Raw genomic sequence first — 26,085 nt, 5'->3', positions numbered from 1 at the left:
CCGGGAGCCGGCGCGGGGCCGGGTCAGCGGACCCTGTCGTAGACGAGGGCCGCCGTGCCGTGTTCGCCCGCGGTCTGGCTGACCAGTGTCCACTGCCCCGCGGGCAGTCCGTCGTCGAAGAGCCGCGGGCCGCCGCCGAGGAAGACCGGGAAGACCGTGAACGCCAGCCGGTCGACCAGATCGGCGGCGAGCAGCGCCTTGATGACGCTCGCGCTGGAGAGGACGAGGATGTCGCCGCCCTCGGTCGTCTTCAGCTCCGCGACCACCTCGGCGGTGGGCGCGTCGGCGAGCGTCGTCCGCTCCCACGGCGCCTCGCGGAGGGTGGAGGAGAGCACCACCTTGTCGGCGTCCACGAGCCACTTCGCGAAGCCCTCGTCGCGCGGATCCGCGCCCTCCATACCGATGACGGTGGGCCAGAAACCCAGGAAGCCCTCGGCGTTGACCCGTCCGAGCAGGGCCGTCGTCGCCGGCTCCCACAGGCCGGTCAGATGGTCGCGGGCGACGTCGGTGACGGCGTACGGCATGACCCAGCTCATGTCCAGCGGGTTGTCCGGCTTGGCGTAGCGGCCGTCGAGCGAGAGCGCGATGTTGGTGACGACCCTGCGGCCGCCGGTCTGCTGAGTCATTGGGTGCTCCTTGGGTCTGTGTCGTCTGTGGCATCTGCATCGTCGTGCGCGTTTGCTGTGAGCGTGGCGGCGAGCTTGTCGAGGCTCTGGCCGAAGCCGGTCTCGATGCCCGCGATGAAGTCGGCGGAGTCGATGGTGCTGTCGGTGATCCGGTAATGGACGTCGAGGTCCGTACCGGCGGCGCTGGGCCGGAGGCCGAGGTCGACGTGGGCGGTGAAGGCGGGGCTGCCGTCGGGAAGCCGGGGCGAGAGCCGGTAGGCAAGGTGCTCGCCGGGGCTCACGCCGTCGACGACCCCCTCCGCGCGTCCGGCGACCGGATCGGAGCCGTCCACGTCCTCCGCGTCGCGGTACTCCTGGACGATCCGCCCGCCCGGGTGTGCCTCGAAGACCAGCTCGGAGACGCGGAGGTCGTCCGGGGTCCACCAGTGGGCGAGCAGGGAGACCTCGGTCAGATGGCGCCAGACCAGCTCGGGGCCGACCGTCAGCGGTCTGCGGAAACTGAACGAGCGGCCGTCCGCCCACCCCGGCTCCGCCGCGGCGAGCCGCTCCGCGCGCAGGCTCAGTCCATAGCGGTCGAACGTCGCGCGCGGGCTGTCGGTGCGGTCCGCGGTGTCCGCGAGCCGGCTCAGCGCGGCCGCCAGATCCCGCAGGGGCTCGGGCCGTAGCGCGTAGACACGGCGCTGGCCGGTCCGCTCGGAGGTGACCAGACCGGCCCGCTCAAGGGTCTGCAGGTGCTTGCTCGTCTGCGGCTGGCGTGCCTCGGCGAGCTGCGCGAGGACGCCGACCGAGCGGGGCCGCTCGGCCAAGAGGCTCACGAGCCGCCAGCGGGCCGGGTCGGCCAGTGCGGTGAATAGTGCGTCCATGCGCTCCAGTATTCGTCTTCGAGAATATTCTTGTCAAGGAATATTCGAGGAGAAGTGCGGGGTGAAAAAAGGAGTGGCGTGCTCTCGGTGCCCGGGGCTACCGTCGTCCTCGTTCGCCGGGCGACCTGCCGTCCGGGGCGACCGACCGAGCGCTGAGAAGTGAGAAGGGGAGGTGTTGAGCGATGACTGTCGTCGCGATGGGCGCTGCCCGCATCCGGAAGTCCGTCACCTCCACCTCCGTGGCCACCGGCTGAGCCGATCCGCTCCTTTCCTGTCGCCGGGGCCGCCCTTCGAAGGGTCACCCCTTGTCTTCCAGCTCCGACCACCCCGTCCTCGCCTCCTACGGCTGGGACACCCAGTGGGCCGCCGAGTTCGCCCCCTACACCGAGCGCGGGCTCGTGCCCGGCCGGGTGCTGCGCGTCGACCGCGGGCGGTGCGATCTCGTCACGCCCGACGGGACCGTGCACGCCGACACCGAGTACGTCGTGCCGCGCGACCCCATGAAGGTCATCTGCACCGGTGACTGGGCCGCCGTCGACCCGGCCGACCGCGATCCGCGCTACGTCCAGGCGTATCTGCCGCGCCGCACCGCCTTCGTGCGGTCCACCTCCTCCAAGCGGTCCGAGGGGCAGATCCTCGCCGCGAACGTGGACCACGCGATCATCGCCGTCTCCCTCGCCGCGGAACTCGACCTCGGGCGGATCGAACGGTTCCTGGCGCTCGCCTGGGAGTCCGGGGCCCAGCCGCTGGTCGTCCTCACCAAAGCGGACCTGGTGCCCGACCCCGTCACGCTGTCGTACCTGGTCTCCGACGTCGAGACCAGCGCGCCCGGCGTCCAGGTGCTGCCCGTCAGCGCCCACGACGGCGACGGCACCGACGTCCTGCGGGCCGTCGTGGCCGACGGCACGTCCGTGCTGCTCGGCCAGTCCGGCGCCGGGAAGTCCACCCTTGCCAACGCGCTGCTCGGCGCCGACCTGATGGACGTCCAGGCCGTCCGTGACATCGACGGCAAGGGCCGGCACACCACGACCACCCGGAACCTGTTCGTGCTGCCCGGCGGCGGTGTCCTCATCGACACGCCCGGCCTGCGCGGTGTCGGCCTCTACGACGCCGAGGCCGGGGTCGGCCAGGTCTTCGCCGAGATCCAGGAACTGGCGGAGGACTGCCGCTTCCAGGACTGCGCGCACACCGTGGAACCCGGCTGCGCGGTGCTCGCCGCGCTGGCCGACGGGACGCTCCATCAGCGCCGACTGGACAGTTACCGCAAGCTGTTGCGGGAGAACCAGCGGCTTGCCGCCCGTACGGACGCGCGGTTGCGGGACGAGATGCGCAAGGTCTGGAAGCAGCGGGGCGCGCAGGGCCGCGCCGCCATGGAGGCCAAGCGGGGGCGTCTTATGTAGGGGCGCGGCTGGGCCGCGCAGTTCCCCACGCCGCCGATGCCTCCTGAGGGCGCGGGGAACTGTGCACTCAGCCCTCACCGGCCCGCACCCGACCCGCGATCCACGACCCCCGGAGGGAAACGCCGCGTCCGAAATCCGCCAGCCCCCAGCGGAGCGCAAGCGCACACTGGGTAGCGTGATGATCGACGAGGACATGCGGTACGAAGCCGTGCGGAGCCGGGACGCCCGGTTCGACGGGGAGTTCTTCTTCGCTGTCGAGACCACCGGCATCTACTGCCGCCCGAGCTGTCCAGCCGTCACCCCGAAGCGGCAGAACGTGCGGTACTACGCCTCGGCCGCCGCCGCGCAGAGTTCCGGGTTCCGGGCCTGCCGACGGTGCCGGCCGGACGCCGTGCCGGGTTCCGCCGCGTGGAACGTACGGGCCGACGTCGTGGGCCGCGCGATGCGGCTCATCGGGGACGGCATCGTCGACCGGGAGGGCGTCGGCGGGCTCGCCGGGCGGCTCGGGTACAGCGCGCGACAGGTGCAGCGGCAGCTCACCGCCGAGGTGGGCGCGGGGCCCGTCGCGCTCGCCCGCGCCCAGCGCGCCCACACCGCGCGGGTGCTGTTGCAGACGACGCCGCTGCCGGTCACGGAGATCGCGTTCGCGGCCGGGTTTGCCAGTGTCCGGCAGTTCAACGACACGATCCGCGAGGTGTACGCCCGCACGCCCACGCAGCTGCGCACCGACGCGCCCGGCCGGGCCGAGGAGCGGCGCGCCGTCGCCGCCACGGCCGGGATCCCGCTGCGCCTCGCCCACCGCGGCGCCTTCCAGTCCGGGCCCGTCTTCGATCTGCTCGGACGTGAACTACTGGGCGGACTAGAGGAGTTGACCGGCGATCGCGGTTCGCGCATGTTCCGGCGCACGCTGCGGCTGCCGTACGGCACCGGCATCGTCTCCGTCGACGAGGCGGGGCACGAGCAGCCCGGGCTGCGGGCCGAGCACCGCGGCGGCTGGCTGGACGCCCGGATCCACCTGACCGACCTGCGGGACCTGACCACGGCCGTGGGCCGGCTGCGGCGCCTCTTCGACCTGGACTCCGACCCGTACGCGATCGACGAGCGGCTCGGCGCCGATCCGCGGCTCGCCCCGCTGGTCGCCGCAAGGCCCGGCCTCCGCTCGCCCGGCGCCGCCGATCCCGAGGAGCTGGCGATGCGGATTCTCGCCGGGCCCGCGGAGTCGGCGCGGCTCGTCGAGCGGTACGGGAAGCGGCTCGACGCCCCCTGTGGCGGGCTGCACCGGCTCTTCCCCGCGCCGGACGCCCTGGCCGACGAGCCGGGCACGCTCGGCACTCTCGCCCGCGCCCTCGCCGACGGCGCCCTGCGCCTGGACCCGGGCGCCGACCGTGACGACGCCGAGGCGGCGCTGCGGGCCCTGCCCGGCATGGACGCGCGCAGTGCGGCGCTGATCCGGCTGCGCGCCCTCGGCGACCCGGATGTGGCCGTGCCCGGCGACGGTGTCGCCGGTGACGCATGGCGGCCCTGGCGGTCGTACGCCCGTCAACACCTCATCGTAGAAGGACAGTTGTGAGCACACCCAGCGAGATCACGTACTACTGCACCACTGTCGGGAGCCCTCTCGGTGAGCTGCTGCTGACCGCCGACGCCGATGGCGCCCTCACCTCCCTGTCCGTGCCCGGGCAGAAGGGCGGGCGGACGGTCCGCGACCTCGGGGACGGCTGGGTGCGCGAGCCGGCGCGGTTCGGTGAGGTCACGCGGCAGCTCGATGCCTACTTCGCCGGTGAACTCAAGGAGTTCGACCTGAAGTTGAGGCCCGCGGGGACGGAGTTCCGGCGGCGCGTGTGGGACGCGCTCGACGGCGTGCCGTACGGGGTGACCACCTCCTACGGTGCCGTCGCCGCCCGCATCGGTGCCTCGCGTGCCGCCGTACGGGCCGTCGGCGGCGCGATCGGCGCCAACCCCCTGCTCATCGTGCGGCCCTGTCACCGGGTGATCGGCGCCGACGGGGCGCTCACCGGATACGCGGGCGGCCTGGAGCGCAAGGTGCGGCTGCTCACCCTGGAGGGTTCTCTCCCGCACTGAACGGGAAGGGTTCCGCGCCCTGGGCCCCGGGGCTCAGGGCGACCGCCGCCGCGTACCCCTGCGGTACCGGCACGTCGCTCACGGACCAGCCGCCGGGTGTGCCGGGGGAGTTGGGCAGTGTCCCTACGTAGTCGAGGTCGGTGGGGCGGGACAGGCCGGTGCCGATGCCCTTGAGGTAGGCCTCTTTGCGGACCCAGGCGCGGGAGACGGCGAGCCGGCGCTCCAACGGGTCCTCGAGCGCGGCCAGTTCGGCGCGCTCCCGGGGATGCAGCACCGACGTCAGGTCTTCGGCGGCGGCCGGGCTCGTCAGCTCCTCCACGTCCGCGCCGACCGCGGCCGGGGCGAGCGCGACCAGCGCCAGATCGCCGCTGTGCGAGAGGGAGAAATGCACGTCCGGCGCGTCCGCGAGAGCAGGCCGGCCGTGCGACTCGCCGCATCCGGGACAGGGCTGGCGCACGAATCGCAGTGTTCCCGGCGCGCGGCCCAGCCGGTCGCCGAGGATGCCGCGCAGCGCCAGGTGCGCGGTGATGTACCGCGTCCGGTGCCGGTCGAAGGCGAAGGCGGCGGCCCGCCGCAGCTCGTCCGCCCCGAGGACGCCCACGCCGTCGTCGGTCCCGGCCTCGGTCCGCACCAGCCACAGCCCGACGGGTCCGACGCCCGGCAACTCCCGTACGTGGTCCATGAGTCACGCCTCCAGATAACGCAGGACCGCGAGGATCCGCCGGTTGTGGGCCGCGGTGCGCGGCAGGTCCAGTTTGTCGAAGACCGTGTTGAGGTGCTTCTCCACCGCGCTGAGGGAGAGGTGGAGGCGTTCGGCGATTCCCACGTTCGTGTGGCCCTGCGCGAGCACCTCCAGGACGTCACGCTCCCGTGGCGTGAGCCGGTCGAGGAGGTCGGTGTGCAGTGAGCGCCCCACCAACTGCCGTACGACGTCCGGGTCGATGACCGTGCTGCCCGCGCGGATCCGCTCCAGCGCGTCCAGGAACTCGTCGACCTGCGCCACCCGGTCCTTGAGCAGATAGCCGATGCCCTCGGCGCCGCCCGCGAGCAGTTGGGTGGCGTAGCGGCGCTCCACGTGCTGCGACAGCACCAGGACCCCCGTCGATGGGCGCCGCCCGCGCAGCTCAAGGGCCGCGCGCAGTCCCTCGTCGGTGTGCGTCGGGGGCATGCGGATGTCGACGACCACGACGTCGGGCGTGTGCTCGTCGACGGCGTCGGGCAGCGTCCGGGCGTCGCCGAACGCGGCGACGACCTCGTGCCCCTCCTCGGCGAGCAGCCGCACCAGGCCTTCCCGCAGCAGGGTCGAGTCCTCGGCGATGATCACGCGCACGGCAGCTCCGCGGTGACGACGGTGGGTCCCCCGAGGGGGCTGGTGACACTCAGGCGGCCGTCGAGCGCCTCGACGCGGCCGCGCAGCCCGGCGAGGCCGGTTCCGGTGCCGGCCGTGGTGGCGCCACCACGCCCGTCGTCGCGTACGGACACGGTCAATAGGCCTTCATGCAAGCTCAGTTGGGCAATGACCGTGTCGGCCTGCGCGTGTTTGGCGGCATTGGTCACGGCCTCGGACACGACGAAGTACGCGGCGGCCCCGACGGGCGCGGGCAGCGGGTCCCGCACGTCGTACGCGAGACGCAGCGGCACCGGGCTGCGCTCCGCGACCCCGCCGAGCGCCTCGCGCAGACCGAGCCCGTCGAGCGCCGACGGATACACCCGCCAGGCCACTTCGCGCAGTTCGGTGAGGACGGCTCCGGACTCCTCGTGGGCCTGCCGCAGCAGCGCCGCGGCCTGCTCGGGGGCGCGCCCGGGTCTGCGGGCCCGGCCGAGCAGCATGGCGAGCGCCACGAGCCGCTGCTGGAGGCCGTCGTGCAGATCGCGCTCGATGCGGCGGCGCTCCGCGTCGACGGCGTGCACGATCGCGGCGCGTCCCGCGGCGAGTTCGTCGATACGTTGCTGGAGCCGCTCCCGCTCGGAGGGGCCGAAGGTGTCGCGGGCCAGGCGGGCGTCGAGGGCGTACAGCGAGCGGAAACCCTGGACCCCGAGGAAGACGAAGATGCCGCCGAGGGCGGTCTGGCCGAGGAGTTCGAGTACGCCGACGCCACCGCGGGCCAGGGCGGCGGCGAGGACCGCGGCGAGTACCGCGCCGAGGGCGAACAGCGCGAGGACGACCGCTGTCAGAAGACCCGCGTAGGTGCGGGCGGCCAGATAGCGCAGCGCTCGGGCGCCGTCCGGGGTGTACAGCGCGGGGAAGCGGTCGCCGAAGAAGGTGGTGCGGCGGCGCCGGTCGAGGGCCGAGAGGCGGCGGGCGCCGGTGGTCAGGGCGCGCCGGGCTTGCGAGCGGGTGCGCGGGACCAGGAGGAAGGGGCCGAGGGCGGTTCCGGCGACGGCCAGGTACCCGAGCCCGGCGGCTGCGCCGATACACCCGAGGATCACCCCGGCCGCTGCGCGCCCCACCCCTGTCACCCCCACGTCGGCCGAGCCTACCGGCCCCGGCGGACTGTCGGCCGGCCGTCGCCGTCGCGGTGCCGGCCGCGGCCCCGCAGGCGTACGACCGCGGAGGCCACGACCGCGAGGACCACCGCGGCGAGCACGGCCTTGGAGAGCACGCCGACGTACGTCTCCACCAGATCCCACTGGTCTCCCAGCCAGTAACCGGCAAGCACCAGAACGGAGTTCCAGACCAGGGAGCCCAGCGCCGTCAGGGAGAGGAACACCGGCAGCGGCATCCGCTCGACGCCCGCCGGGACCGAGATCAGGCTCCGGAAGATCGGCACCATCCGCCCCAGCAGTACCGCTTTCGTGCCGTGCCGCCGGAACCAGGCCTCCGTGCGCTCCAGATCGGAGACCTTCACCAGCGGGAGGCGGGCCCACAGCGCGTACATCCGGTCGCGGCCGACGACCCGGCCGATCCAGTAGAGGACCGCGGCGCCCACGACGGAGCCGAGCGTCGTCCAGAACAGCGCCGAGACCAGGGAGATCGCGCCCTGGCCGGCCGCGAAGCCGGTCAGCGGCAGGATGACCTCGCTGGGCAGCGGCGGGAACAGGTTCTCCAGGGCGATCGCGAGACCGGCGCCCGGCCCGCCGAGCACATCGACGAGGTCGGCGGCCCAGCCCGCGACGCCGCCGGTCGGCTCCGCCGCGGCGGCGGCCGGGTTCATGAGGTCCATGCGAGGGCTCCAGGCGTGGGCGGTCGGGGCGTCCGAGGCGGCTGCCCCGAACTCCACCCAGGCTAGAAACCGCAGCTCAGCGCCACCACGAGGGTAACCGTTCGGCAAAGTGCGGGTTTCCGTGCCGAGGCCCCCGCGGTTTTCCGCAGGGGCATCGGGAGTCACGCGGTCGCCCTTATGCGGGCAGGCCCCAGCGCGGCGCCTGCGCATTCGGCGTGACCGGCTCGATCCGCAGGTCCGGGCGGTCGCCCTCGGCGGTGATCAGTGCGGACTCGCCCTTGCGGAGTTCGATGCCGATCGCGCCGTCGCCCGTGTCCTCGTAGGAGAGCCGTCGGCCGTGTCCGTCGCGCACCTCGACCGGGCCCGCGATGCCGTGCCGCACCACGCACGGCGCGCCTGCCTCACTGACCAGGCGCACCCAGCGCGTGACGCCCTTCTCGCGGACCGCGCTCAGCAGGAAGGCGCCCTGGGTGCGGAACCCGTGCACGGTCAGCTCCGCCCACGCGGCGGGCAGTGCCGGGAAGACCCGGATGACGCCGCCCCACGACTGGCACACCATGTCGTGCAGCGTCGCGCAGCCGCAGCCGCAGCCGCCAGTCGAGGCCGGTGATCGTACCGACGGGTTCGAGGGTGAAGTGGCCGATGGGCAGCCGCGCGAGCCCGAACAGCGAGCCGAACTCGGGGCGGTGGTCCTGCACCTCGGAGTGCTGGACGTTGAAGCGGACCGCGTTCGTGCCGGGTTCCTGGTAGATGCCGGAGCCGAGCCGGCCGTTGCCCAGGTAGGGGCCCTCGTACCAGGTCGTCGGCATCTTCTGCCAGACGAGGTCGGCGTCGTCGAGCACGCCGCGCCAGGCGTCGGTCTCCGCGTGCAGGTCATCGAGGCGCTCGGGACGCCGTCCGGCACCGGTCGCCGCCGTCGCCCGTGCGGGCAGGGTGCCCACGAGCGCGGCACCGCCCAGCGCGGATCCGGTGGCCAGCACGGTTCGTCTGGACGGGGTTGGCATGACGTCGCCTCTTGGCGGCTCAATGATTCTCACGATTCATCGGAGCTATCCCGCGCTGAAAGCTAGGCAAGTGACGCGATCGCGTCAATAGAGAGGGATAGATCCGATGGATCGATCCCGCTGGGTCAGCCCCAGATCTCGGCCCCGGCCCAGGCCCCCACGATCAGCAGGCACGCGAACAGTTCGGCCAGCACGCTGGAGCCGCCCGCCCGCATGGCCGTCCGGGTGGAGGCCACGGCGTCCCCGTGGCTGCCGAGCCGCCGGCGTTCCGCGCCGTAGATGCCGCCGACGAAGCCGGGAATCGCGCCGATCACCGGGACGACACAGAACCCGACGAGCGCGCCGACGCCCGCCCAGACCGCGAGCGTGCGGGTCGCCCCCGCCTGCCGCAGCCGGCGCGGTGGCAGCTGCCAGCGCAGCACCTGGGCGGCGAGCAGGGCGGCGGTGGCGCCGACGAGGACGCCCCAGGCCAGGCTGCCGGGATCGCGCAGCGCCCAGACCGCGACCCCGGCCCACACCAGCCAGGACCCGGGCACGCCCGGCACCAGTACCCCGCACAGGCCGAGCGCCAGCACGGCCCCGACCAGCAGGAGTTCCCACGCTCCCATGGGCCAAGGGTCTCGCAGACGCGGCGAACGCGCAGTTCAGGGGCCGGAACGAGCGGTGGATCGGGCCGAGGGGCGCCTGCCGGTGACGGCCGGGGCGTCAGCGGGCCACCCAGCCCCGCTCGTACGCGTGCCAGCCCAGCTGCAGCCGGGTCGTCACCCCGGCCAGCTCCATCAGCCGTTTCACCCGCCGCTGCACCGTGCGCAGCCCCAGATCCAGCTGCTTCGCCACGCTCACGTCGGTCAGCCCGGCCAGCAGTAGGGAGAGGATCTCCAGGTCGGTGCCGTCGGGCCCGTCGCCGCCGACCTCCTCCACCCGGCCGCTCTCCCCGAGCCGGAGCGGCAGCGCCTGGCGCCAGACCGCCTCGAAGAGCCCGGAGAGGGATTCGAGCAGGCCGCTGGCGTGCACGACGAGCGCCGCCGGTTCCGAGGCGCGCGAGGTCAGCGGGACCAGGGCCAGCGTGCCGTCGGCGATCACCATCTTCGTCGGCACGGTGTCCACGACCCGCACCTGCTCGTCCCGGCCGATCGCCGCGGACAGCTCGGTCAGCCCGCTCGGCAGCGAGAGCACCTCCCGCTCGATGACGACGCGGTAGCCGACCCCGCGGCTCACGGCCTGTGGCTCCGCCTCGTTCTCCAGGCCGGTCACGGCGATCGGGTTGCCGGTGACCAGGGCGCAGACCTCCGAGGCCGCGCCCAGCTGGATCTGCAGAAAGCGCTGCGAGACGGCCGCGGCCCCCGTCACCACCTCGACCAGATCGTGCACCGCGGGCTCGGACGCCTGCGCCCGGTACTCCTCCGCGAGGAGCGCGGCGGCCAGCTCCGCCTTCTCCAGCTCGTGCCGCCGCTGGGTGAGCAGCGCGCCGAGGGCGACGCCCGGCGGGGCGGCCACCCAGCGGCCCGGCCGCGCCGACGACTGGGCGGCGAGGCCGTGCCGCTCCAGGATGCGCAGGGTGAGCTCGGCGTCGTACTCGGCGAGTGTCAGCCGCCGGGCCAGATCGGACACATCGGCGGCGCCCACCGACACCAGGGCGCGGTACGCCGACTCGTGCACCTCGTCCAGACCTATCGCACCCAGCATGCGGCGATGCCCCTCCCGGCTAGTCCCACACAGTCCCTTCCGACACCCCCCCCGTGGCGGGAACCGGCCACGGCACAAACCCGCCGCGCCCATCTTCCCTGTACCGGCCGTCACTCTGCCAATGTGGCGCCACCGCAGCACCAACACCCGCCGGGAATATGCCCTTTGGGCCGTATTCACCTGCGCTTTCACTTGGGGGAGAGCGATGCGTCCCACAGCGCGCACGGTCCTTGGGCGTGTCCGCGAAGTCCCGTCTGCCCTGAGACGCCTGGCACGCACTCCCGCCGCACCGGGCACAGACCCAAGTGCGTCCAGTGCGAGGGTCCGCGCCCGGCACACCGAGGGCACGCGCCAGACGCCGCAGGGCCCGCCCTCCGGGCGGACGACGGGACTTCGCGGACACGCCCTGGGCGCGGCGATCGCCGCCGTCCTGGCCGTCACCGCGGCCGCTCCGGCCGGGGCACGAGAGGGGAGTGCCCCGGCCGGCGGCCGGCCTTTGGCAGGCAGCGCCGCCGCGGCGTCGGCGGCCGAGGGCACCACCGCCACGGTGACCCTCGTGACCGGCGACCGCGTCCTGGTCACCACCGGCGCCGAGGGCAACAGCGCGGCCACCGCGCTGCCGTCCGCGGACGGCGGTACCCCGGTGCTGCAGACCCGGCAGTCCGGCAAGGACCTGTACGTCTACCCGGACGGCGCGCTCCAGGCGATCGCCGCGGGCCGCGTCGACGAGCAGCTCTTCAACGTCACCGGCCTCGTCCGGCAGGGCTACGACGACGCGCACAGCGCGACCCTGCCGCTCATCGCCACCTACGACGCCTCCGTGGACGTCGCGCGCGGGGTCCCCGCCACCCCGCGCGGCGCCGACCGCGGCCTCGTCCTCGACCCGATCGACGGCGTCGCCCTGAAGGCCGACAAGAAGAAGGCCGCCGACTTCTGGGCCGACATCACCACGCGCCGCTCCCGCGCGGCCGGTGACCTGAAGAAGGTCTGGCTCGACGCCAAGGCGCAGTCGCTGCTCGACGAGTCCACCCGGCAGGTCCACGCCGACCAGGCCTGGGCCGCGGGCTACGACGGCAAGGGCACCAAGGTCGCCGTCCTCGACACCGGCGTCGACACCGCGCACCCCGACCTCAAGGGCCGGATCGCCGAGTCGAAGAACTTCACCGACTCCGCCGACACCGACGACCACCAGGGCCACGGCACGCACACCACGTCCACCGTCGGCGGCACCGGCGCGGCCAGCGGCGGCAAGCAGAAGGGCGTCGCCCCCGGCACCACGCTGCTCAACGGCAAGGTCCTCAACGACAGCGGCTCCGGCGCCACTTCGTGGATCATCGCCGGTATGCAGTGGGCCGTCGACGAGGGCGCCGACGTCGTCTCCATGAGCCTCGGCAACCCCGACGAACTCGACTGCTCCGACCCGATGTCGCAGGCCACGCAGGAACTGGCCCGCTCGGCGAAGAACACCCTCTTCGTGATCGCCGCGGGCAACTCCGGGCCGACCCTCAACACGGTCTCCTCGCCCGGCTGCGTCCCCGAGGTGCTCACCGTCGGCGCCGTCGACAGCGACGACTCCACCGCGAGCTTCTCCAGCCGCAGCCCCGTGCGGCGCACCCACACCCTCAAGCCCGAGATAGCGGCCCCCGGCGTCGCCGTCCTGGCCGCCGCCGCGGGCGGCCGGGGCGTGTACGCGTACCAGTCCATGAGCGGTACGTCGATGGCGACCCCGCACGTCGCGGGCGCCGCCGCCCTCGTGAAGCAGCGCCACCCCGACTGGGACGCGCAGCGGATCAAGTCGGCCCTCGTGTCGTCCGCCGACGCCGGCATCCCCGGTGACGTGCGCGAGACCGGCGGCGGACGGCTCGACGCGAAGGCCGCGATCGACGAGACGGTGCTCGGCGCAGACGCCGTCCAGGGCGGCACCTTCAACTGGCCGCAGGACACCAGTGACCGCACCACCGCCGACGTCCCGTACACCAACACCACTGACAAGACGGTCAAGTTGAGCCTGTCCGTGGACCGTGTCACCGGCAACGACGGCTCCACCGTCCGCTCCTCCGTCGCCAGGCTCGGAGCGCGCACGGTCACCGTCCCGGCGGGCGGCACCGTCCAGGTCCCGCTGAAGCTCGACCCCACGGCCTCCCTGAAGGCGGCCCAGTACGGGGACGTCACCGGCCGCGTGCTCGCCACCGGGCCCGGCGGAGTGCACGTCTCCACCCCGTTCTCGCTCTACGTGGAACCCGAAACGGTCACCCTGCGCGTCAAACTGATCGACCGTCAGGGAAACCCGGCCGACGGCCCCAGCTCCCTCGACGTCATCGGCACCGACACCGCCTCCGGTGAGCGCCGCCCCAATGAGGGCGCCACCGACCAGACGTACCGACTGCGTCCCGGCGCCTACTTCCTCTCCAGCTTCATCGGCACCCCGGAGACAGCGGGCACCCTCCTCAACTCCCTTGCCTACATGGCGCGTCCGCAGCTCGACCTGCGCAAGGACACCACGGTCGTGCTCGACGCCCGCACGGCGCACAAGCTGAGTGTCACGACCGACAAGGCGTCCGAAGTACGCGGCGTCACCCTCGGGTTCGCCCGCAGCTGGGACGAGACCTGGCTGCACGCGGGCACCGCGGCCGGCAGCCGCTCGATCCGCTCCTACTACGCCGACGTGGACGGCCGGGCGAGCGACGGCACGTTCGAGTTCGACAGCTTCTGGCGCGCCGCCGCCCCGCAGCTCGCCGAGTTCGCCGTCGCAGGAGGCGGACCCTCGCTGCACCCGGTGACCGGCTCCACCGGCTCCGCCAACCTCGACGGCACCGGCAGCGCGCGGCTCGTCGACGCCAAGTCCGGCACCGCCGAGGAGCTGGCCGCGGCCGGCGCCAAGGACAAGCTCGCCCTCGTCGAGCTCCCGGAGGGCGGCAGCGCCGGCACCGTCGCCACCGCCGCGGCGAAGGCGGGCGCCAAGGCCGTCGTCATCTACCGCGAGGCGCCCGGGCGTTGGTACCCCTCCGCCGGTCTGGTCGGCGGCCCGCTGCCGATCATCGGTCTGGAGACCGCGGAGGGCACGGCGCTCGCCGCGCGGATCGCGGCCGGTCCCACCACGCTGCGCTGGAAGGCCACCGCGAACAGCCCGTACATGTACAACCTGGCCTTCCCCGAGACCGGCCAGGTGGGCTCCGCCCGCACCTACCGCGTCCGCGACGCCGACCTCGCCGCGAACAAGGCGGCCTACCGCGCCATGGGCACCGGCGCCGACTACGTGGACCTCGCCGCGGCGGTCCGGCCCTCGGGCCTCGCCGCGTTCTTCGGGGACATCGACACCGTCGCCGCGCCGTCGCGGCGCACCGAGTACTACTCGGCGGGCGGCACCGGCTGGGGCCACCAGGTGTCCAGCGGCTTCCCGTGGGGCGAGTTCATGATCGACCCCGTGCGCACGTACGAGAAGGGCGAGCACCGCACCGAGGAGTGGTACGGCGGCGCCCTCGCCCCGACCACCCCGCTCGACGACTCCGGCGCCCAGACCCTCGCGGCCGAGCGCCAGGGCAACCTCATCGGCGTCGCCCCCGGCTTCTGGGGAGACGGACAACACCTGGGCGTCCAGGGCGGCTTCGGCGACATCGGCGGGATGCAGCTCAAGCGCGACGGCGAGAGCGTCGGCGAGACGGGCGTGCCGTTCGGTGTGTTCGAGGTCCCGGCGGCCGACGCGGCGTACGAACTCACCCTGCACACCGCGAAGATCGGCTCCAAGGTCTGGAACCGCTCGCCCGAGACCCTGACCACGTGGTCGTTCCGCTCGCACCTCGACGAGAACGTCCACTCGCAGGGCGTCCCGCTGCTCTTCCCGCACCTCACGCTGCCGGAGGACGGGCTCAAGACCCTCGCCGCCGCCGACGGCCAGGAGATCGGCCTGTCGGTCTCGGGGCACGCCGGGTACGCCCCCGGTGAGCTGACGAAGGTCGCGCTCTCGTACTCGTACGACGGCGGGGAGACCTGGACCGGGGCGAAGACCTCGCGGCACGGTGGAAAGTGGACCGCGACCGTGGACCACGCCGGGGCCACCGGCAAGCAGGTCACGCTCAAGGCGCGGCTGACCGACTCCAAGGGCGCCTCGGTCACCCAGACCGTGAACCGGGCCTACGACGTGCGCTAGCGCGGGAGTTCGAGAGGTCACCTGATCCGGTCCGCCGGGCGTCCTTCCCGTGGGGGGTGGGGCCGCCCGGCGGACCATTTGCGTGGGGGTTTTTCCCGTTGCCCCGTTTTCGTACGGCCCGTGACGTGGACAATGAGGATATGAGCCAGCAGGGGGAGAAACCCACCCGTCGTCCGGCCCAGGAGGACGACTGGTGGGGCCAGCTGTACGAAGACGCTGCCGCCGGTGTCGCCGCCGACACCGGAGCGGCCCCTACCGCGGACACCCTGGACGACCGTTTCGCCTCGGCGGGAGCGGTGACGGCTCCGCCGGGCCCCGTACCCGCACCCCGCACCCCGGACGGCCTGTCCCGGCCGCCATGGGACCAGCCTTCGAGGGACCAGCCTCCGAGGGGCGAGGGCGGGGGAGAGCCCCGTGCCTCGCTGACCGAGCCGCCCGCACCTGAGCCGCCCGCGCCCGAGGACCCGGCGCCGGTGCCGCCCGCGCCCCTCACCGTGCCCTACGTGGGTGACGGCCCGCCCACCTACGACGCCGAGCCCACCACGCTGCCGCCCGCCGACCCGGACGATCTGGAGGGCCTCGTCGTCGACACCGTGCTCGACGGGGCGCGGTACGGCACCTGCACCCTGCGCGCGGCGTCCGTACGCGGCGACTCGGCGCGCTACCGGGGCGAGCCGCGCCGGGACAGCCTGCTCACCGCACGGTTCGGCAGCGGCCCCGGCGCGCTGATCCTCGTCGCCATGGCCACCGGCGCCCGCGCCACGCCGGGCGCGCACCGGGCCGCCGCCGAGGCCTGCGACTGGATCGGCCGCGCCGTGGGGCTCAGCTGCGCGCGGCTCGCCGAGGACATCCGGGCGGGCCGCCGCGGCGACCTCAAGTCGGGCCTGCACCGGCTCACCGACCGCAGCCTCGGCAAGCTCCGGGCCGGCGCCGCCGAGCAGGGTCTTGACCCCGAGGAGTACGCGGCGGGGCTGCGCTGCCTGCTCGTGCCCGCCGACCCGGAGTGCCGCACCCGCGTCTTCTTCGGCGTCGGCGCGGGCGGCCTGTTCCGGTTGCGGGACGGCGAGTGGCAGGACATCGAGCCGAGCGTCGCCGAGCAGAGCGGCCCCCCGCTCATGAGCTACGGATCACTGCCCGCGGCCGAGACCCCGGACGGCGACCGGCTCACCATGGACCTCGGGATCACCACGCCGCCCAGCCCGTACGAGCCCGCTCCCGAACCGCCCCGCGATCCGTTCCGCTTCCGGGCCTCCGTCGCCCGACCGGGTGACACGCTCCTGCTCTGCACGGCGGGCCTGGCCGAACCGCTGCGCGGCGAGCCCGAGCTCTGCCGTCACCTGGCGCGCAGGTGGGCCGGCGTGGAGCCGCCGGGCCTCCCCGCGTTCCTCGCGGACGCCCAGGTCCGGGTCAAGGGCTATGCCGACGATCGGACGGCCGCGGCCGTTTGGGAGGCGTAACGGCGCCCCTTGTGAATTCATGGAACCGACAAGCAGCGATCGGTTCCGAAGGGGCGCGTGAGTCATGGCCAAGCAGAACGTCGCCGAGCAGTTCGTCGACATCCTCGTCCGTGCGGGCGTCCAGCGCATGTACGGGGTCGTCGGCGACAGCCTGAACCCGGTCGTCGACGCGATCCGACGCAACAGCGCCATCGACTGGGTCCACGTGCGCCACGAGGAGACGGCGGCCTTCGCGGCGGGCGCCGAAGCGCAGATCACGGGCAGGATGACCGCCTGCGCGGGCTCCTGCGGCCCCGGCAACCTGCACCTCATCAACGGGCTCTACGACGCCCACCGTTCGATGGCCCCGGTCCTCGCCCTCGCCTCGCACATCCCGTCCAGCGAGATCGGCCTCGGCTTCTTCCAGGAGACCCACCCCGACCGGCTCTTCCAGGAGTGCTCGCACTACAGCGAGATGATCTCCAGCCCGAAGCAGATGCCGCGCGTCCTGCACACGGCCATCCAGAACGCGGTCGGGCGTTCCGGCGTCAGCGTCGTCACGCTGCCCGGCGACGTCGCCGACGAGGAGGCTCCCGACCAGGGCACCGAGACCGCGCTGGTCACGTCGCGGCCCAGCATCCGCCCCGGCGACGCCGAGATCGACAAGCTCGTCGAGATGATCGACGAGGCCGGCAAGGTCACCCTGTTCTGCGGCAGCGGCACCGCCGGGGCGCACGCCGAGGTCATGGAGTTCGCCGAGAAGATCAAGTCCCCGGTCGGGCACGCGCTGCGCGGCAAGGAGTGGATCCAGTACGACAACCCCTTCGATGTCGGCATGAGCGGGCTGCTCGGGTACGGCGCCGCCTACGAGGCCACCCACGAGTGCGACCTGCTGATCCTGCTCGGCACGGACTTCCCGTACAACGCGTTCCTGCCGCAGAAGGACGTCAAGATCGTGCAGGTCGACGTGCGGCCCGAACACCTGGGCAGGCGCTCGAAGCTGGACCTCGCGGTGTGGGGCGACGTACGGGAGACGCTGCGCTGTCTGACCCCGCGCGTGCAGCCGAAGACCAACCGCCGCTTCCTCGACAAGATGCTGAAGAAGCACGCCGACGCGCTCGAGGGAGTCGTGAAGGCGTACACGCGCAAGGTCGAGAAGCACGTCCCGATCCATCCCGAGTACGTCGCCTCCGTTCTCGACGAACTCGCCGCCGACGACGCGGTGTTCACCGTCGACACCGGCATGTGCAACGTATGGGCCGCGCGCTACATCTCGCCCAACGGGAAGCGCCGCGTCATCGGTTCCTTCTCGCACGGCTCGATGGCGAACGCGCTGCCGATGGCCATCGGCGCCCAGTTCGTCGACCGCAACCGCCAAGTGGTCTCCATGTCGGGCGACGGCGGTTTCTCGATGCTGATGGGCGACTTCCTCACCCTCGTCCAGTACGACCTGCCGGTGAAGGTCGTCCTGTTCAACAACTCCGCTCTCGGAATGGTGGAGTTGGAGATGCTGGTCGGCGGGCTCCCCTCGTACGGGACCACGAACAAGAACCCCGACTTCGCCGCCGTCGCCCGGGCCGCCGGCGCGTACGGCGTCCGCGTCGAGAAGCCCAAGCAGCTCGCGGGCGCCCTCAAGGACGCCTTCCGGCACAAGGGCCCGGCGCTCATCGACATCGTCACCGACCCGAACGCCCTGTCCATCCCGCCGAAGATCAGCGCCGACATGGTGACGGGATTCGCCCTGTCCGCGTCGAAGATCGTGCTCGATGGCGGTGTGGGCCGCATGGTGCAGATGGCACGCTCCAACCTGCGCAACGTGCCGCGCCCCTGACGCCGACGACGGGAGCGCCGCCGCCCGGACCGGACCGGGCGACGGCGCGAGCGGATCGGGCGGATCAGACCGGGCGCAGCCGCAGCGTCAGGATCTGGAACGGGCGCAGGGACACGGCGAGGCCCGTGTCCGAGGTGTCCGCCGGCTTCAGCGGACGCTCCAGGAGATCCGTCTCGTCGGCGCCCGACACGGGGAACGACGCCGTCAGCGTCGCCGTCGCCCGCCCGCCCCGCGACTCGTAGAGCCGGACCACCACGTCGCCGCTGCGGTCCTCGGCGAGCTTCACCGACTCGACCGTCACCGCCGGGTCGTCGACCGTGACGAGCGGCGGGACCTCGCCCGCCTCCGCGACCCGCAGCGGCAGGTTCAGCGCGAGCCCGCCGGCCACCGCGTCGCCCGTCGTGGCCCCCGGCGCCAGCGCGTACGTGAAGCGGTGCGTGCCGAGGTCGGTCTCCGGGTCGGGGCTGTGCGGGGCGCGCAGCAGTGTCAGGCGGACCGTGGTACCGAGCCCCTCCTTGTGCGGGGTGCGGGTCACGTCGTGCCCGTACGTCGAGTCGTTGAGCAGGGCGACCCCGTACGTCTCCTCGGCCACGCGCAGCCAGCGGTGCGCGCAGATCTCGTAACGGGCCGCGTCCCAGCCGGTGTTGGCGTGCGTCGGCCGCTGCACGTGCCCGAACTGGATCTCGGCCGCGGACCGCTCCGCGTGCACGTCCAGCGGGAACGCCGCCTTGAGCACCTTCTCCGACTCCTGCCAGTCGATGTCGGTGACGACGTCGAGGCGGCGGCTGTCCGCCGCGAGCCGGTACTCCTGCGAGACGCGGGAGGCGCCGAAGGAGCGCGTGACACGGACCGAGACCCGCAACGGCCCGTCCTCGACCAGCTCCACCGACTCGGCGTCCGTGAGATCGGTGCGGGTGTGCCGGTAGTGCGCGTCCAGGTCCCAGGCGTCGTACTGGGTGGGGTGGTCGGGGTGCAGCTGGAGGAGGTTGCCGCGGGCCCCCGGGGCCAGGACCTCGCGGCCGCCGTGCCCCAAGTCCCGTACGGAGGCGAGGAGTCCGTCGCTGTCGACGGTTACGGCAAGGTGCTCGTTCGCCAGCACGATCGCGTCGCCCTCGCGGGTCGCTGCGGCGTGGGCGCCCGGGCCGCGGGTGTGTTCGGCGGCCTCGGCGAGGTCGCGGGTGCCGAGCCCGTCGACGTTCACGTGCACCAACCGGCCGTCGTGCGCGACCACTTCACTGCGCGGGTAGGGAGAGGCGTTCAGCGCCGCCGCGCCGCCCGCTGCCCCGCCCGCGCCGAGGTGGCGTACCGCCTCGCCCGTGATCTCGTCCAGTTCGGCGAGGACGCGCGCATAGGTGTCGCGGGCCTCCCGGTGCACCCAGGCGATCGACGAGCCGGGCAGGATGTCGTGGAACTGGTGCAGCAGAACCGTCTTCCAGAGCCGGTCCAGGGCGTCGTACGGGTAGGTGTACGAAGCGTCGCGCAGGGCGGCCGTGGTGCACCACAACTCCGCTTCGCGCAGGGCGTGTTCGGAGCGCCGGTTGCCCTGCTTCGTCTTCGCCTGCGTCGTGTACGTCGCCCGGTGCATCTCCAGGTACAGCTCGCCGGACCAGACGGGCGCCTTCGCCCCGTACTCCTCGTACGCCGCCTCGAAGAACGCCGACGGCTTCTCGATCCCGACGCGCGGCGAGCCCTCCAGGGAGCGCAGCCGCCGCGCCTTCTCCAGCATCTCGCGGGTCGGACCACCGCCGCCGTCACCCCAGCCGAAGGGCACGAGGGAGCGCGAGGCGCCGCCCTTCTCCGCGAAGTTCCGTTCCGCGTGGGCGAGTTCGCGCGCGTGGAACTGCGCGTTGTAGGTGTCCACGGGCGGGAAGTGGGTGAACACGCGCGTGCCGTCGATGCCCTCCCACCAGAAGGTGTGGTGCGGCATCTTGTTCGTCTGGTTCCAGCTCAGCTTCTGCGTGAGGAACCACCTGGCGCCCGCCAGTTTCGCCAACTGCGGAAAAGCGGCCGTGTATCCGAAGGAGTCCGGCAGCCAGATCTCCTCCGTCTCCACGCCCAGCTCGTCCTGGAAGAACCGCTTCCCGTGGACCAGTTGCCGGGCGAGCGCCTCGCCGCCCGGCATGTTCGCGTCCGACTCCACCCACATCGAGCCGACCGGCGCCCAGTTCCCGTCCGCAACCGCCTTTTTGATGCGGTCCCAGATGTGCGGCTGGTGCTCCTTCACCCACGCGTACTGCTGAGCCTGCGAGCAGGCGAAGACCAGCTCCGGATAGTCACGGGCCAGCGCCGTGACGTTCGCGAACGTGCGCGACGCCTTGCGGACCGTCTCGCGCAGCGGCCACAACCACGCCGAGTCGATGTGCGCGTGCCCGGCGGCCGAGATCCGGTGCGCGCTGGCGTGCGCCGGGCGGGACAGCACCTCGGCGAGCTCGGCGCGGCCCGCGGCCGCCGTCGCGGAGACGTCGTGCAGATCCAGTACGTCCAGCATCCGCTCCAGGGCCCGGAGGATGTCGTGCCGCGCTGCCCGCTCCGCGTCCAGCTCGTGCATCAGTTCCGACAGCACCTCTACGTCGAGAACCAGATGCCAGACGTCCTCGTCGAGTACGGCCAGGTCGGCAGAGCGGAATCGGTAGATGGGGCGATCCCCGGCGGTCGTCACGTCGCCGAGGGAAGTGGGCTCGAAGTCCCGCAGCACCGCCGGATTGGCCGCAGCCTCCAGCAGCAGACGCACCTCTTCCCCGCCGACGGCGGGCGCCGCGACCGTGAGGTGCCGGTTGCGCGGATGGATGCCCTTCAGGGGCACGCCCGAGGCGTCGTACAACAGCCCCTCCGCCTGGAACCCGGGCCCCTGCCCGGTGAAACCGGGGTCCACCACGACCTCGACGTGCCGTCCCGCCCACTCCTCGGGCACCTTTCCCTGCATGCGGAACCAACTGGTCGACCAGGGTTTGCCCCATACGGTGCCGGACGCGAACGGCTCGTACGTTCCCGTCAGTGCTTCGGCCACGGGCACGGGCTCGCCCGGAGCGTGCCAGACGCTCAGCGTGAGCGGTGTCCGCGCGGCGTACTGCGCCGGTCGTACGAACTGGCGCATCGCCCGATCGAGTCGGCCCTCCACGAGCTGTCGGTCGTCGTGCACGGCGGCTCCTTCCGGTCCTCGTCCTACTGGAATCCCAGCTTCCTTCCCCGCGCGGCCTGTGGACACCCGTGACCCGTGGACGAATCAACAGGCGTGCCGACATTCCCAATGGGCATGCATCCCCGTGAACGCGTTCGACAGATTCGACAGACAGGCCGAGAAGCACGAGTCCAGAGCGAGGAAGGCATAGGGATCGGCGTGTGGGCGGGGGTCATGAAAAGGCAGGTACAGGGGGGCGGCCCGAAAAGGGCCGGAGTCCCCATCGGGCATAAAGAGAAAACCGGGGCCGCGCAGGGGGACGGACCGCCGAAACAGCTCAAGCGGATGCTGGGCAAGGCGGACTTGGGGGCCGTGCCGGAAACCAGGCGCGCACTGCGCGAACTGCTCCGTCAATGGGGCAGGCCGGGCAGGTCGGAAATTGCCGAGCTGCTCACCAGCGAGCTGGTCACCAACGCGCTGGTACACACGGACCGCGACGCGGAACTCACGGCGACGGTGGGCCCGCGCGGCCTACGGGTCGAGGTCCGGGACGACACGTCGCGCAGGCCGAAACTGCGGGTACCGATCGCCGACGACGGTACGAACGGCAGAGGCCTGCTCCTCGTCCAGTCCCTCGCGGACGCCTGGGGCGTCATGATGCTCGGCGCGGGCCGGACGGGAAAGGTGGTCTGGTTCGAACTGGACGGCGGCACCGTGTGACCTCCACGTCACCACGGCACCGCCGTACCGCCCCTCCGGCCGGACGGGGCGTCAGCCGAACTGCTGCTCAAGGTCCTTGAGCTTTCGCTCGAGCGAGTCGAGCCGGGGCAGCGCCTGCGTGTCGTCCTCCGCCGTCAGATCGACGGAGACCGGCGGGGGCGGCTCAGAGCCGCTCCCGACGGCCTGGAGCGAGGGCCGGGCGCGCAGCGGAAGCTGGTCCTGCGAGAGATCGGAGGGCGTGCTCCCGGGTGATATGGCAGGCTCCGCGCCGCTTTGCGCGGAGCCTGCCGCTGCGGTCACGGCCGGCACCTCCACCTGGCGTCCGCCACGCCCGCCGAACGAGCGGTGGCCACGGCTGAGCGCCCGCAGCTGCGCCCGCTCCAGCTTTCCGTGCTCGCGCCGCTGCAGCCGGTTGTGCGTCTTCTGCCGCTTGTCCTCGCGCACCTCGTCCACGGCCTCGTCCAGCGTCCGCACGTTCTCCAGGAGCATCAGCGACCAGGCACTGAACGTCTCCCGGGGCGCGCGCAGCCACCGCACCATGCGGATCTGCGGCAACGGCCGTGGCACCAGGCCCTGTTCGCGCAGCGCCGCACGGCGCGTCTGCTTCAGGGCGCGGTCGAAGAGCACCGCCGCCGACAGGGACATCCCCGCGAAGAAGTGCGGGGCGCCCGCGTGGTCCAACCCCCGTGGTGCGTGCACCCAGTTGAACCAGGCGGCGGCGCCCGCGAACGTCCACACGAGTATCCGCGAACCGAGTGCGGCGTCACCGTGGCTGGCCTCGCGCACCGCGAGCACCGAGCAGAACATCGCGGCACCGTCGAGCCCGAACGGGACGAGGTACTCCCACCCCCCGGACAGGCTCAGGTTCTGCCGGCCGAAGCCGACCAGGCCGTGGAAGGACAGGGCGGCGGCCACGGCGGCGCAGCAGAACAGCAGCACGTACGAAGCGGAGCCGTAGACGGTCTCCTTGCGCCTGCGGCGCTCCTCGCTGCGCTCCCACGACTCGTCGGTCGACGACGCGCCTTTCTTCGCGTGGTCCCCGGCGCGCTTGCCGCGCGCGAGCACCGCCACCGCCGCCAGCAGGCCCAGGAGCAGCACGGCGCCCGGAAGCAGCCAGTCCAGCGATATGTCGGTCAGTCTCATCTGGGGTCCCTTGCAGAGCGATAGGGCGTTTCGGGCGCCATATTGGCCCAGCTGCCCGAGCTCGCAGGGGGTTTCGGGACAAGACAACGCCATTGGAGTGCAAGGGGGCGCGTAAAACGGCCGTACGCTCGAACTCCCGCTGTGGAAAAGGCGGTTGAGTTCGATTTACGTCACTCGTACGGGTGGTTCAGATGAGCGGTTCGGAAGAGTGCGGGTGGTGCTCAGACCGCGGCGGGTTCAGTGAGCCGCGCGATCCGGTCCGCGTCGCAGGTGCGCGGGCAGGTCACGCAGGTGTCCTCCGGCCGCAGGGTGTAGAAGAGGCAGCAGCTCGCCCGGTCGCGGGTCGGCAGCAACTCCCCGTTGGGGCCCGTCAGTTCACGGAAAGCGGCTTTCCCCACGTACGGCTTGGTCGTGCCCGGCAGCAGCTCCTCCAGTTCCGCCATCGCGCGGCGCTCCTCGCCGAGCAGGTGGCCGATGTACCAGAGGCTCTCGACGATCTCGTCCGTGGCCATGCCCCACAGGGCGCGCGGTCCGCGCCGCATCCGGGGTCCGAAGCCGGTGAGGACGGGCTCCAGGTGGTCGGCGACGGCCGCCCGCAGCTCGGCGCGCAGGGCCTCCTCGTCCGGGACGACGTGCGCGCCGGGCTGGTTCGCCGCCGGGTCGCCGGGCAGGCAGGCGAAGTCGGTGACGCGTACGGCCATCCGGCCGAGCGCCCGCTGGAACGAGACGTGGGCGGCGGGCAGCCGCGGCACACGGCGGTGCAGGAACCAGGGGACGGTGATGAGCAGGCAGGCGGGCCACGCGTAGCGGTGCAGGCCGAAGCTGGCGACCACGTCGGGCCGGGCCTGCTGCCCGTAGTCCTTGAGGACCTGCGCGTCGTCCCAGGCGAGGAAGGCGTCGAGCGCGGCACCGCCCTCGGCGAGCTGCCGGGTGCCGACCCAGCCGGCGTCCTCGGGCAGCGGCTGTCCGGGTCCGAGCTCGTCGATGCGCAGGCTCGGGAACACCTCGGTGAGGCGGGCGTAGGCGGCCGAGACCGCGCTGTGCGTCGCGGCAGGCGCCGGGGTGAGGAGAGGCATGCAATGACCACCGAATCACGATCGTTTGCAGGTAAGCCTTACCTTACCGGAAGGAATCGGGGTTTGAACTCTGACGCGAGCGGCCTAAGGTGCTTCGTTGAGCCAAGGACAAAGGGTCGGTATCGGCCATGAACGGCGGCGAAGGGGATGACCGGGTGAACAAGGCCGGACAGCAGGCCGGAGCCCGTCCGGCGCACGGCTCCGCGGCTGCCTTCGGAGTACCCGGGCAGCGGTCCGCCGCGGCATGGGCCGGGGCGCCCGTACCGGTGCCCGAGCAGAGCCGCGGCGAGCACACGTACAGCGAGCCGCCCGCGCCGCGCGCCGCGGTGCGCGGAAGGGTCGAGCGGACCTCGGTGCGCGGGCAGGTGCTCGACGCCCTGCGGGCGGCGCTCGTCTCCGGCGAGCTGGCCCCCGGCGAGGTGTACTCGGCGCCCGTCCTCGGGGAGCGGTTCGGGGTCTCGGCGACGCCGGTGCGCGAGGCGATGCAGCAGCTGGCCGGGGAAGGTGCCGTCGAGGTCGTGCCGAACCGGGGGTTCCGGGTCGCCGAGCGGAGTGCCAGGGAGCGGGCGGAGCTGGCCGAGGTGCGCGGCCTCGTCGAGGCGCCCATCGTGCTGCGCCTCGCCCGGACCCTCCCCGCGGGCCGCTGGGCCGCCGTCCGGCCTCGTGCGCAGGACACCGTCGACGCGGCGGCCTCCGGCGACCTCGCGCGCTACGCGGACGCCGACCGGGCGTTCCACCGGGCCGTCCTGTCCCTGGCCGGGAACGAGCAGCTCGTACGGGTCGCCGACGATCTGCGGCGGCGGGTGGTGTGGGCCGGCTGCGATCTCGCGGCGGACGCGGCGCAGCACGTCGCGCTGCTGGACGCGCTGGAGGCCGAGGACCTGGCCGGGGTGAGCGCCGTGGTCCGCCAGCATTTCGGCTGATTCGAATACGGTCCCTACGCCGCCGCCGGCAACGCCCCCGCCAACCACGTGGGCACGCCCCCGAGCAGCCGGAACAACCGCCCCGCCTCCGCGCGCAGCCGCGCGGCAACCTCGGGCTCGGGCTCCGCCTCCGCCAAGGAGACCAGCGCCGGAGCCGTACCCACCAGATAGCCGAGCTCCTCGCGCAGCCGCAGCGACTCCGCGAACCCGTGCCGTGCCTCCGCCAACTCGCCCTCGCGCAGGGCAAGTCCGGCCAGCTGGCGCCAGGTGAAGGAGAGCAGCAGCGCGTCGTCGTGGGCCGTGGCCCCCGCATGCGCCCTGCGGTACGCGGCGCGCGCCGCCTGGGGCGAGTCGGCCAGGTTCTCCGCCATCAGGCCGCGGCGGAGGTCGAGCAGCGCGCGCGGAGCCGCGCCGGGCGCGATGAGCGCCGCGGCCCGGCCGAACGCCGAGCGGGCCTCGTCGACCCGGTCCCGGACCTTCAACAACGTAGAGGCGTAAGCGAGTTGGCCGCGCTCGCAGGCCGCCGCGCCGCGTTCCTCGTCCGTGTGGGTGACGGCCTCCGCGGCGCGCAGCGCGTCCTCCGCCTCGGCCCAGCCCTGCTCCGTGTACAGGCACCGCTCGCCGAGCAGCGCCGCGCGCTGCAGCGCGGCGGCGGGATCCGTCGTCGCGTGCGGGTCGAGGAGTGCGGCCGCGTCGGCCCAGCAGCCGCGTGAGCGCAGCCGCCATACCGCGGTCTGGAGTGGATCGTCGCCTGCGTTCGTTCCCGTACCAGACATGGCGGTATGCGCCACGTTGCCCTCCCCGAGCACGCCATCGAGCCGAGTTGTCGTGGGGCATCTCAGCACGGATCACGGCACCCGGCCAAG

22 protein-coding genes are annotated in these 26,085 nt (G+C 72.9%); 8 read left to right on the top strand and 14 right to left on the bottom strand.

Annotated features, from left to right (window positions below; all coding sequences use genetic code 11):
- Positions 1-23: 23 nt before the first annotated feature.
- A complete protein-coding gene (locus tag AB0J02_RS31415; protein WP_363197198.1) occupies positions 24-626 on the bottom strand; it encodes a dihydrofolate reductase family protein in 603 nt (200 codons plus the stop codon).
- The gene (locus AB0J02_RS31410; protein WP_363197197.1) at positions 623-1,489 is read right to left on the bottom strand and encodes a metalloregulator ArsR/SmtB family transcription factor; all 867 of its coding nucleotides are present in this window, start codon (positions 1,487-1,489) and stop codon (positions 623-625) included. The genes AB0J02_RS31415 and AB0J02_RS31410 overlap by 4 nt, the downstream gene beginning before the upstream one ends.
- A 305-nt stretch (positions 1,490-1,794) precedes the next feature.
- On the opposite strand from AB0J02_RS31410, the gene rsgA reads away from it, so the two are divergent.
- The 3 genes from rsgA to AB0J02_RS31395 all read left to right on the top strand — a co-directional run bounded on the left by rsgA (position 1,795) and on the right by AB0J02_RS31395 (position 4,971).
- Entirely contained in the window at positions 1,795-2,889 is a 1,095-nt protein-coding gene (gene rsgA, locus AB0J02_RS31405) for a ribosome small subunit-dependent GTPase A (protein WP_363197196.1), read from the top strand.
- 178 nt (positions 2,890-3,067) lie between these two features.
- The gene (locus tag AB0J02_RS31400) at positions 3,068-4,459 is read left to right on the top strand and encodes an Ada metal-binding domain-containing protein (RefSeq protein WP_363197246.1); all 1,392 of its coding nucleotides are present in this window, start codon (positions 3,068-3,070) and stop codon (positions 4,457-4,459) included.
- Complete coding sequence (locus AB0J02_RS31395) at positions 4,456-4,971, top strand: methylated-DNA--[protein]-cysteine S-methyltransferase (protein ID WP_363197195.1); 516 nt, start codon at positions 4,456-4,458, stop codon at positions 4,969-4,971. Before AB0J02_RS31400 ends, AB0J02_RS31395 begins: the two co-directional genes overlap by 4 nt.
- Here AB0J02_RS31395 and AB0J02_RS31390 read toward each other — a convergent pair.
- The 8 genes from AB0J02_RS31390 to AB0J02_RS31355 all read right to left on the bottom strand — a co-directional run bounded on the left by AB0J02_RS31390 (position 4,943) and on the right by AB0J02_RS31355 (position 10,825).
- Positions 4,943-5,653: a 4'-phosphopantetheinyl transferase superfamily protein gene (locus AB0J02_RS31390; protein WP_363197194.1), complete on the bottom strand. Its 711-nt coding sequence runs from the start codon at positions 5,651-5,653 to the stop codon at positions 4,943-4,945. The two genes, AB0J02_RS31395 and AB0J02_RS31390, sit on opposite strands and share 29 nt — an antisense overlap.
- 3 nt (positions 5,654-5,656) lie before the next feature.
- Entirely contained in the window at positions 5,657-6,301 is a 645-nt protein-coding gene (locus tag AB0J02_RS31385) for a response regulator transcription factor (protein ID WP_363197193.1), read from the bottom strand.
- On the bottom strand, positions 6,292-7,422 hold the full coding sequence (locus AB0J02_RS31380; protein ID WP_363197192.1) for a histidine kinase: 1,131 nt from the start codon (positions 7,420-7,422) through the stop codon (positions 6,292-6,294). Before AB0J02_RS31380 ends, AB0J02_RS31385 begins: the two co-directional genes overlap by 10 nt.
- Positions 7,423-7,448: 26 nt before the next feature.
- Positions 7,449-8,135 (bottom strand): DedA family protein, encoded by a 687-nt coding sequence (locus tag AB0J02_RS31375; protein WP_363197191.1) that lies wholly within the window; start codon positions 8,133-8,135, stop codon positions 7,449-7,451.
- A 175-nt stretch (positions 8,136-8,310) separates the two neighbouring features.
- Positions 8,311-8,628 carry a hypothetical protein gene (locus tag AB0J02_RS31370; RefSeq protein ID WP_363197245.1) on the bottom strand — a complete coding sequence of 106 codons (318 nt, stop codon included), beginning with the start codon at positions 8,626-8,628 and terminating at the stop codon, positions 8,311-8,313.
- Entirely contained in the window at positions 8,537-9,139 is a 603-nt protein-coding gene (locus AB0J02_RS31365; RefSeq protein WP_363197249.1) for a hypothetical protein, read from the bottom strand. The genes AB0J02_RS31370 and AB0J02_RS31365 overlap by 92 nt, the downstream gene beginning before the upstream one ends.
- A 125-nt stretch (positions 9,140-9,264) precedes the next feature.
- The gene (locus AB0J02_RS31360; protein WP_363197190.1) at positions 9,265-9,747 is read right to left on the bottom strand and encodes a DUF456 domain-containing protein; all 483 of its coding nucleotides are present in this window, start codon (positions 9,745-9,747) and stop codon (positions 9,265-9,267) included.
- A 97-nt stretch (positions 9,748-9,844) separates the two neighbouring features.
- A complete protein-coding gene (locus tag AB0J02_RS31355) occupies positions 9,845-10,825 on the bottom strand; it encodes a helix-turn-helix transcriptional regulator (protein WP_363197189.1) in 981 nt (326 codons plus the stop codon).
- A 430-nt stretch (positions 10,826-11,255) separates the two neighbouring features.
- On the opposite strand from AB0J02_RS31355, the gene AB0J02_RS31350 reads away from it, so the two are divergent.
- The 3 genes from AB0J02_RS31350 (at position 11,256) to AB0J02_RS31340 (ending at position 18,239) form a co-directional block, all read left to right on the top strand.
- Positions 11,256-14,972: a S8 family serine peptidase gene (locus AB0J02_RS31350; protein ID WP_363197244.1), complete on the top strand. Its 3,717-nt coding sequence runs from the start codon at positions 11,256-11,258 to the stop codon at positions 14,970-14,972.
- A 140-nt stretch (positions 14,973-15,112) separates the two neighbouring features.
- Positions 15,113-16,429 carry a protein phosphatase 2C domain-containing protein gene (locus tag AB0J02_RS31345; protein WP_363197188.1) on the top strand — a complete coding sequence of 439 codons (1,317 nt, stop codon included), beginning with the start codon at positions 15,113-15,115 and terminating at the stop codon, positions 16,427-16,429.
- Positions 16,430-16,493: 64 nt separating this feature from the next.
- The gene (locus AB0J02_RS31340) at positions 16,494-18,239 is read left to right on the top strand and encodes a pyruvate dehydrogenase (RefSeq protein ID WP_363197187.1); all 1,746 of its coding nucleotides are present in this window, start codon (positions 16,494-16,496) and stop codon (positions 18,237-18,239) included.
- A gap of 64 nt (positions 18,240-18,303) precedes the next feature.
- On the opposite strand, the gene AB0J02_RS31335 is transcribed toward AB0J02_RS31340, so the two are convergent.
- Entirely contained in the window at positions 18,304-21,378 is a 3,075-nt protein-coding gene (locus tag AB0J02_RS31335; RefSeq protein WP_363197186.1) for a glycoside hydrolase family 38 C-terminal domain-containing protein, read from the bottom strand.
- Between the two features lie 324 nt (positions 21,379-21,702).
- Between AB0J02_RS31335 and AB0J02_RS31330 the strand changes: the two genes are divergently transcribed.
- Positions 21,703-22,077 carry an ATP-binding protein gene (locus AB0J02_RS31330; protein WP_363197185.1) on the top strand — a complete coding sequence of 125 codons (375 nt, stop codon included), beginning with the start codon at positions 21,703-21,705 and terminating at the stop codon, positions 22,075-22,077.
- A gap of 51 nt (positions 22,078-22,128) precedes the next feature.
- Here AB0J02_RS31330 and AB0J02_RS31325 read toward each other — a convergent pair whose 3' ends face one another.
- The gene (locus AB0J02_RS31325; RefSeq protein WP_363197184.1) at positions 22,129-23,220 is read right to left on the bottom strand and encodes a DUF2637 domain-containing protein; all 1,092 of its coding nucleotides are present in this window, start codon (positions 23,218-23,220) and stop codon (positions 22,129-22,131) included.
- Positions 23,221-23,441: 221 nt separating this feature from the next.
- Complete coding sequence (locus AB0J02_RS31320) at positions 23,442-24,296, bottom strand: (2Fe-2S)-binding protein (protein ID WP_363197183.1); 855 nt, start codon at positions 24,294-24,296, stop codon at positions 23,442-23,444.
- A gap of 128 nt (positions 24,297-24,424) precedes the next feature.
- Between AB0J02_RS31320 and AB0J02_RS31315 the strand changes: the two genes are divergently transcribed.
- Positions 24,425-25,219 (top strand): GntR family transcriptional regulator, encoded by a 795-nt coding sequence (locus tag AB0J02_RS31315; RefSeq protein ID WP_363197182.1) that lies wholly within the window; start codon positions 24,425-24,427, stop codon positions 25,217-25,219.
- Between the two features lie 14 nt (positions 25,220-25,233).
- Here AB0J02_RS31315 and AB0J02_RS31310 read toward each other — a convergent pair whose 3' ends face one another.
- Positions 25,234-26,010: a hypothetical protein gene (locus AB0J02_RS31310; protein WP_363197181.1), complete on the bottom strand. Its 777-nt coding sequence runs from the start codon at positions 26,008-26,010 to the stop codon at positions 25,234-25,236.
- Between the last annotated feature and the right edge of the window lie 75 nt (positions 26,011-26,085).

The organism is Streptomyces sp. NPDC050264, assembly GCF_040655895.1.
In the GTDB taxonomy this organism is placed as follows: domain Bacteria; phylum Actinomycetota; class Actinomycetes; order Streptomycetales; family Streptomycetaceae; genus Streptomyces.
This window is presented reverse-complemented; position numbering and strand designations above follow the sequence as displayed.

What these genes read in the sequence shown, in the direction of transcription:
- AB0J02_RS31415 (WP_363197198.1), bottom strand. Translation starts at nt 626, where the DNA reads ATGACTCAGCAGACCGGCGGCCGCAGGGTCGTCACCAACATCGCGCTC.
- AB0J02_RS31410 (WP_363197197.1), bottom strand. Translation starts at nt 1,489, where the DNA reads ATGGACGCACTATTCACCGCACTGGCCGACCCGGCCCGCTGGCGGCTC.
- AB0J02_RS31400 (WP_363197246.1), top strand. Translation starts at nt 3,068, where the DNA reads ATGATCGACGAGGACATGCGGTACGAAGCCGTGCGGAGCCGGGACGCC.
- AB0J02_RS31390 (WP_363197194.1), bottom strand. Translation starts at nt 5,653, where the DNA reads ATGGACCACGTACGGGAGTTGCCGGGCGTCGGACCCGTCGGGCTGTGG.
- AB0J02_RS31375 (WP_363197191.1), bottom strand. Translation starts at nt 8,135, where the DNA reads ATGGACCTCATGAACCCGGCCGCCGCCGCGGCGGAGCCGACCGGCGGC.
- AB0J02_RS31365 (WP_363197249.1), bottom strand. Translation starts at nt 9,139, where the DNA reads ATGCCAACCCCGTCCAGACGAACCGTGCTGGCCACCGGATCCGCGCTG.
- AB0J02_RS31360 (WP_363197190.1), bottom strand. Translation starts at nt 9,747, where the DNA reads ATGGGAGCGTGGGAACTCCTGCTGGTCGGGGCCGTGCTGGCGCTCGGC.
- AB0J02_RS31355 (WP_363197189.1), bottom strand. Translation starts at nt 10,825, where the DNA reads ATGCTGGGTGCGATAGGTCTGGACGAGGTGCACGAGTCGGCGTACCGC.
- AB0J02_RS31345 (WP_363197188.1), top strand. Translation starts at nt 15,113, where the DNA reads ATGAGCCAGCAGGGGGAGAAACCCACCCGTCGTCCGGCCCAGGAGGAC.
- AB0J02_RS31340 (WP_363197187.1), top strand. Translation starts at nt 16,494, where the DNA reads ATGGCCAAGCAGAACGTCGCCGAGCAGTTCGTCGACATCCTCGTCCGT.
- AB0J02_RS31330 (WP_363197185.1), top strand. Translation starts at nt 21,703, where the DNA reads ATGCTGGGCAAGGCGGACTTGGGGGCCGTGCCGGAAACCAGGCGCGCA.
- AB0J02_RS31325 (WP_363197184.1), bottom strand. Translation starts at nt 23,220, where the DNA reads ATGAGACTGACCGACATATCGCTGGACTGGCTGCTTCCGGGCGCCGTG.
- AB0J02_RS31320 (WP_363197183.1), bottom strand. Translation starts at nt 24,296, where the DNA reads ATGCCTCTCCTCACCCCGGCGCCTGCCGCGACGCACAGCGCGGTCTCG.
- AB0J02_RS31315 (WP_363197182.1), top strand. Translation starts at nt 24,425, where the DNA reads ATGAACGGCGGCGAAGGGGATGACCGGGTGAACAAGGCCGGACAGCAG.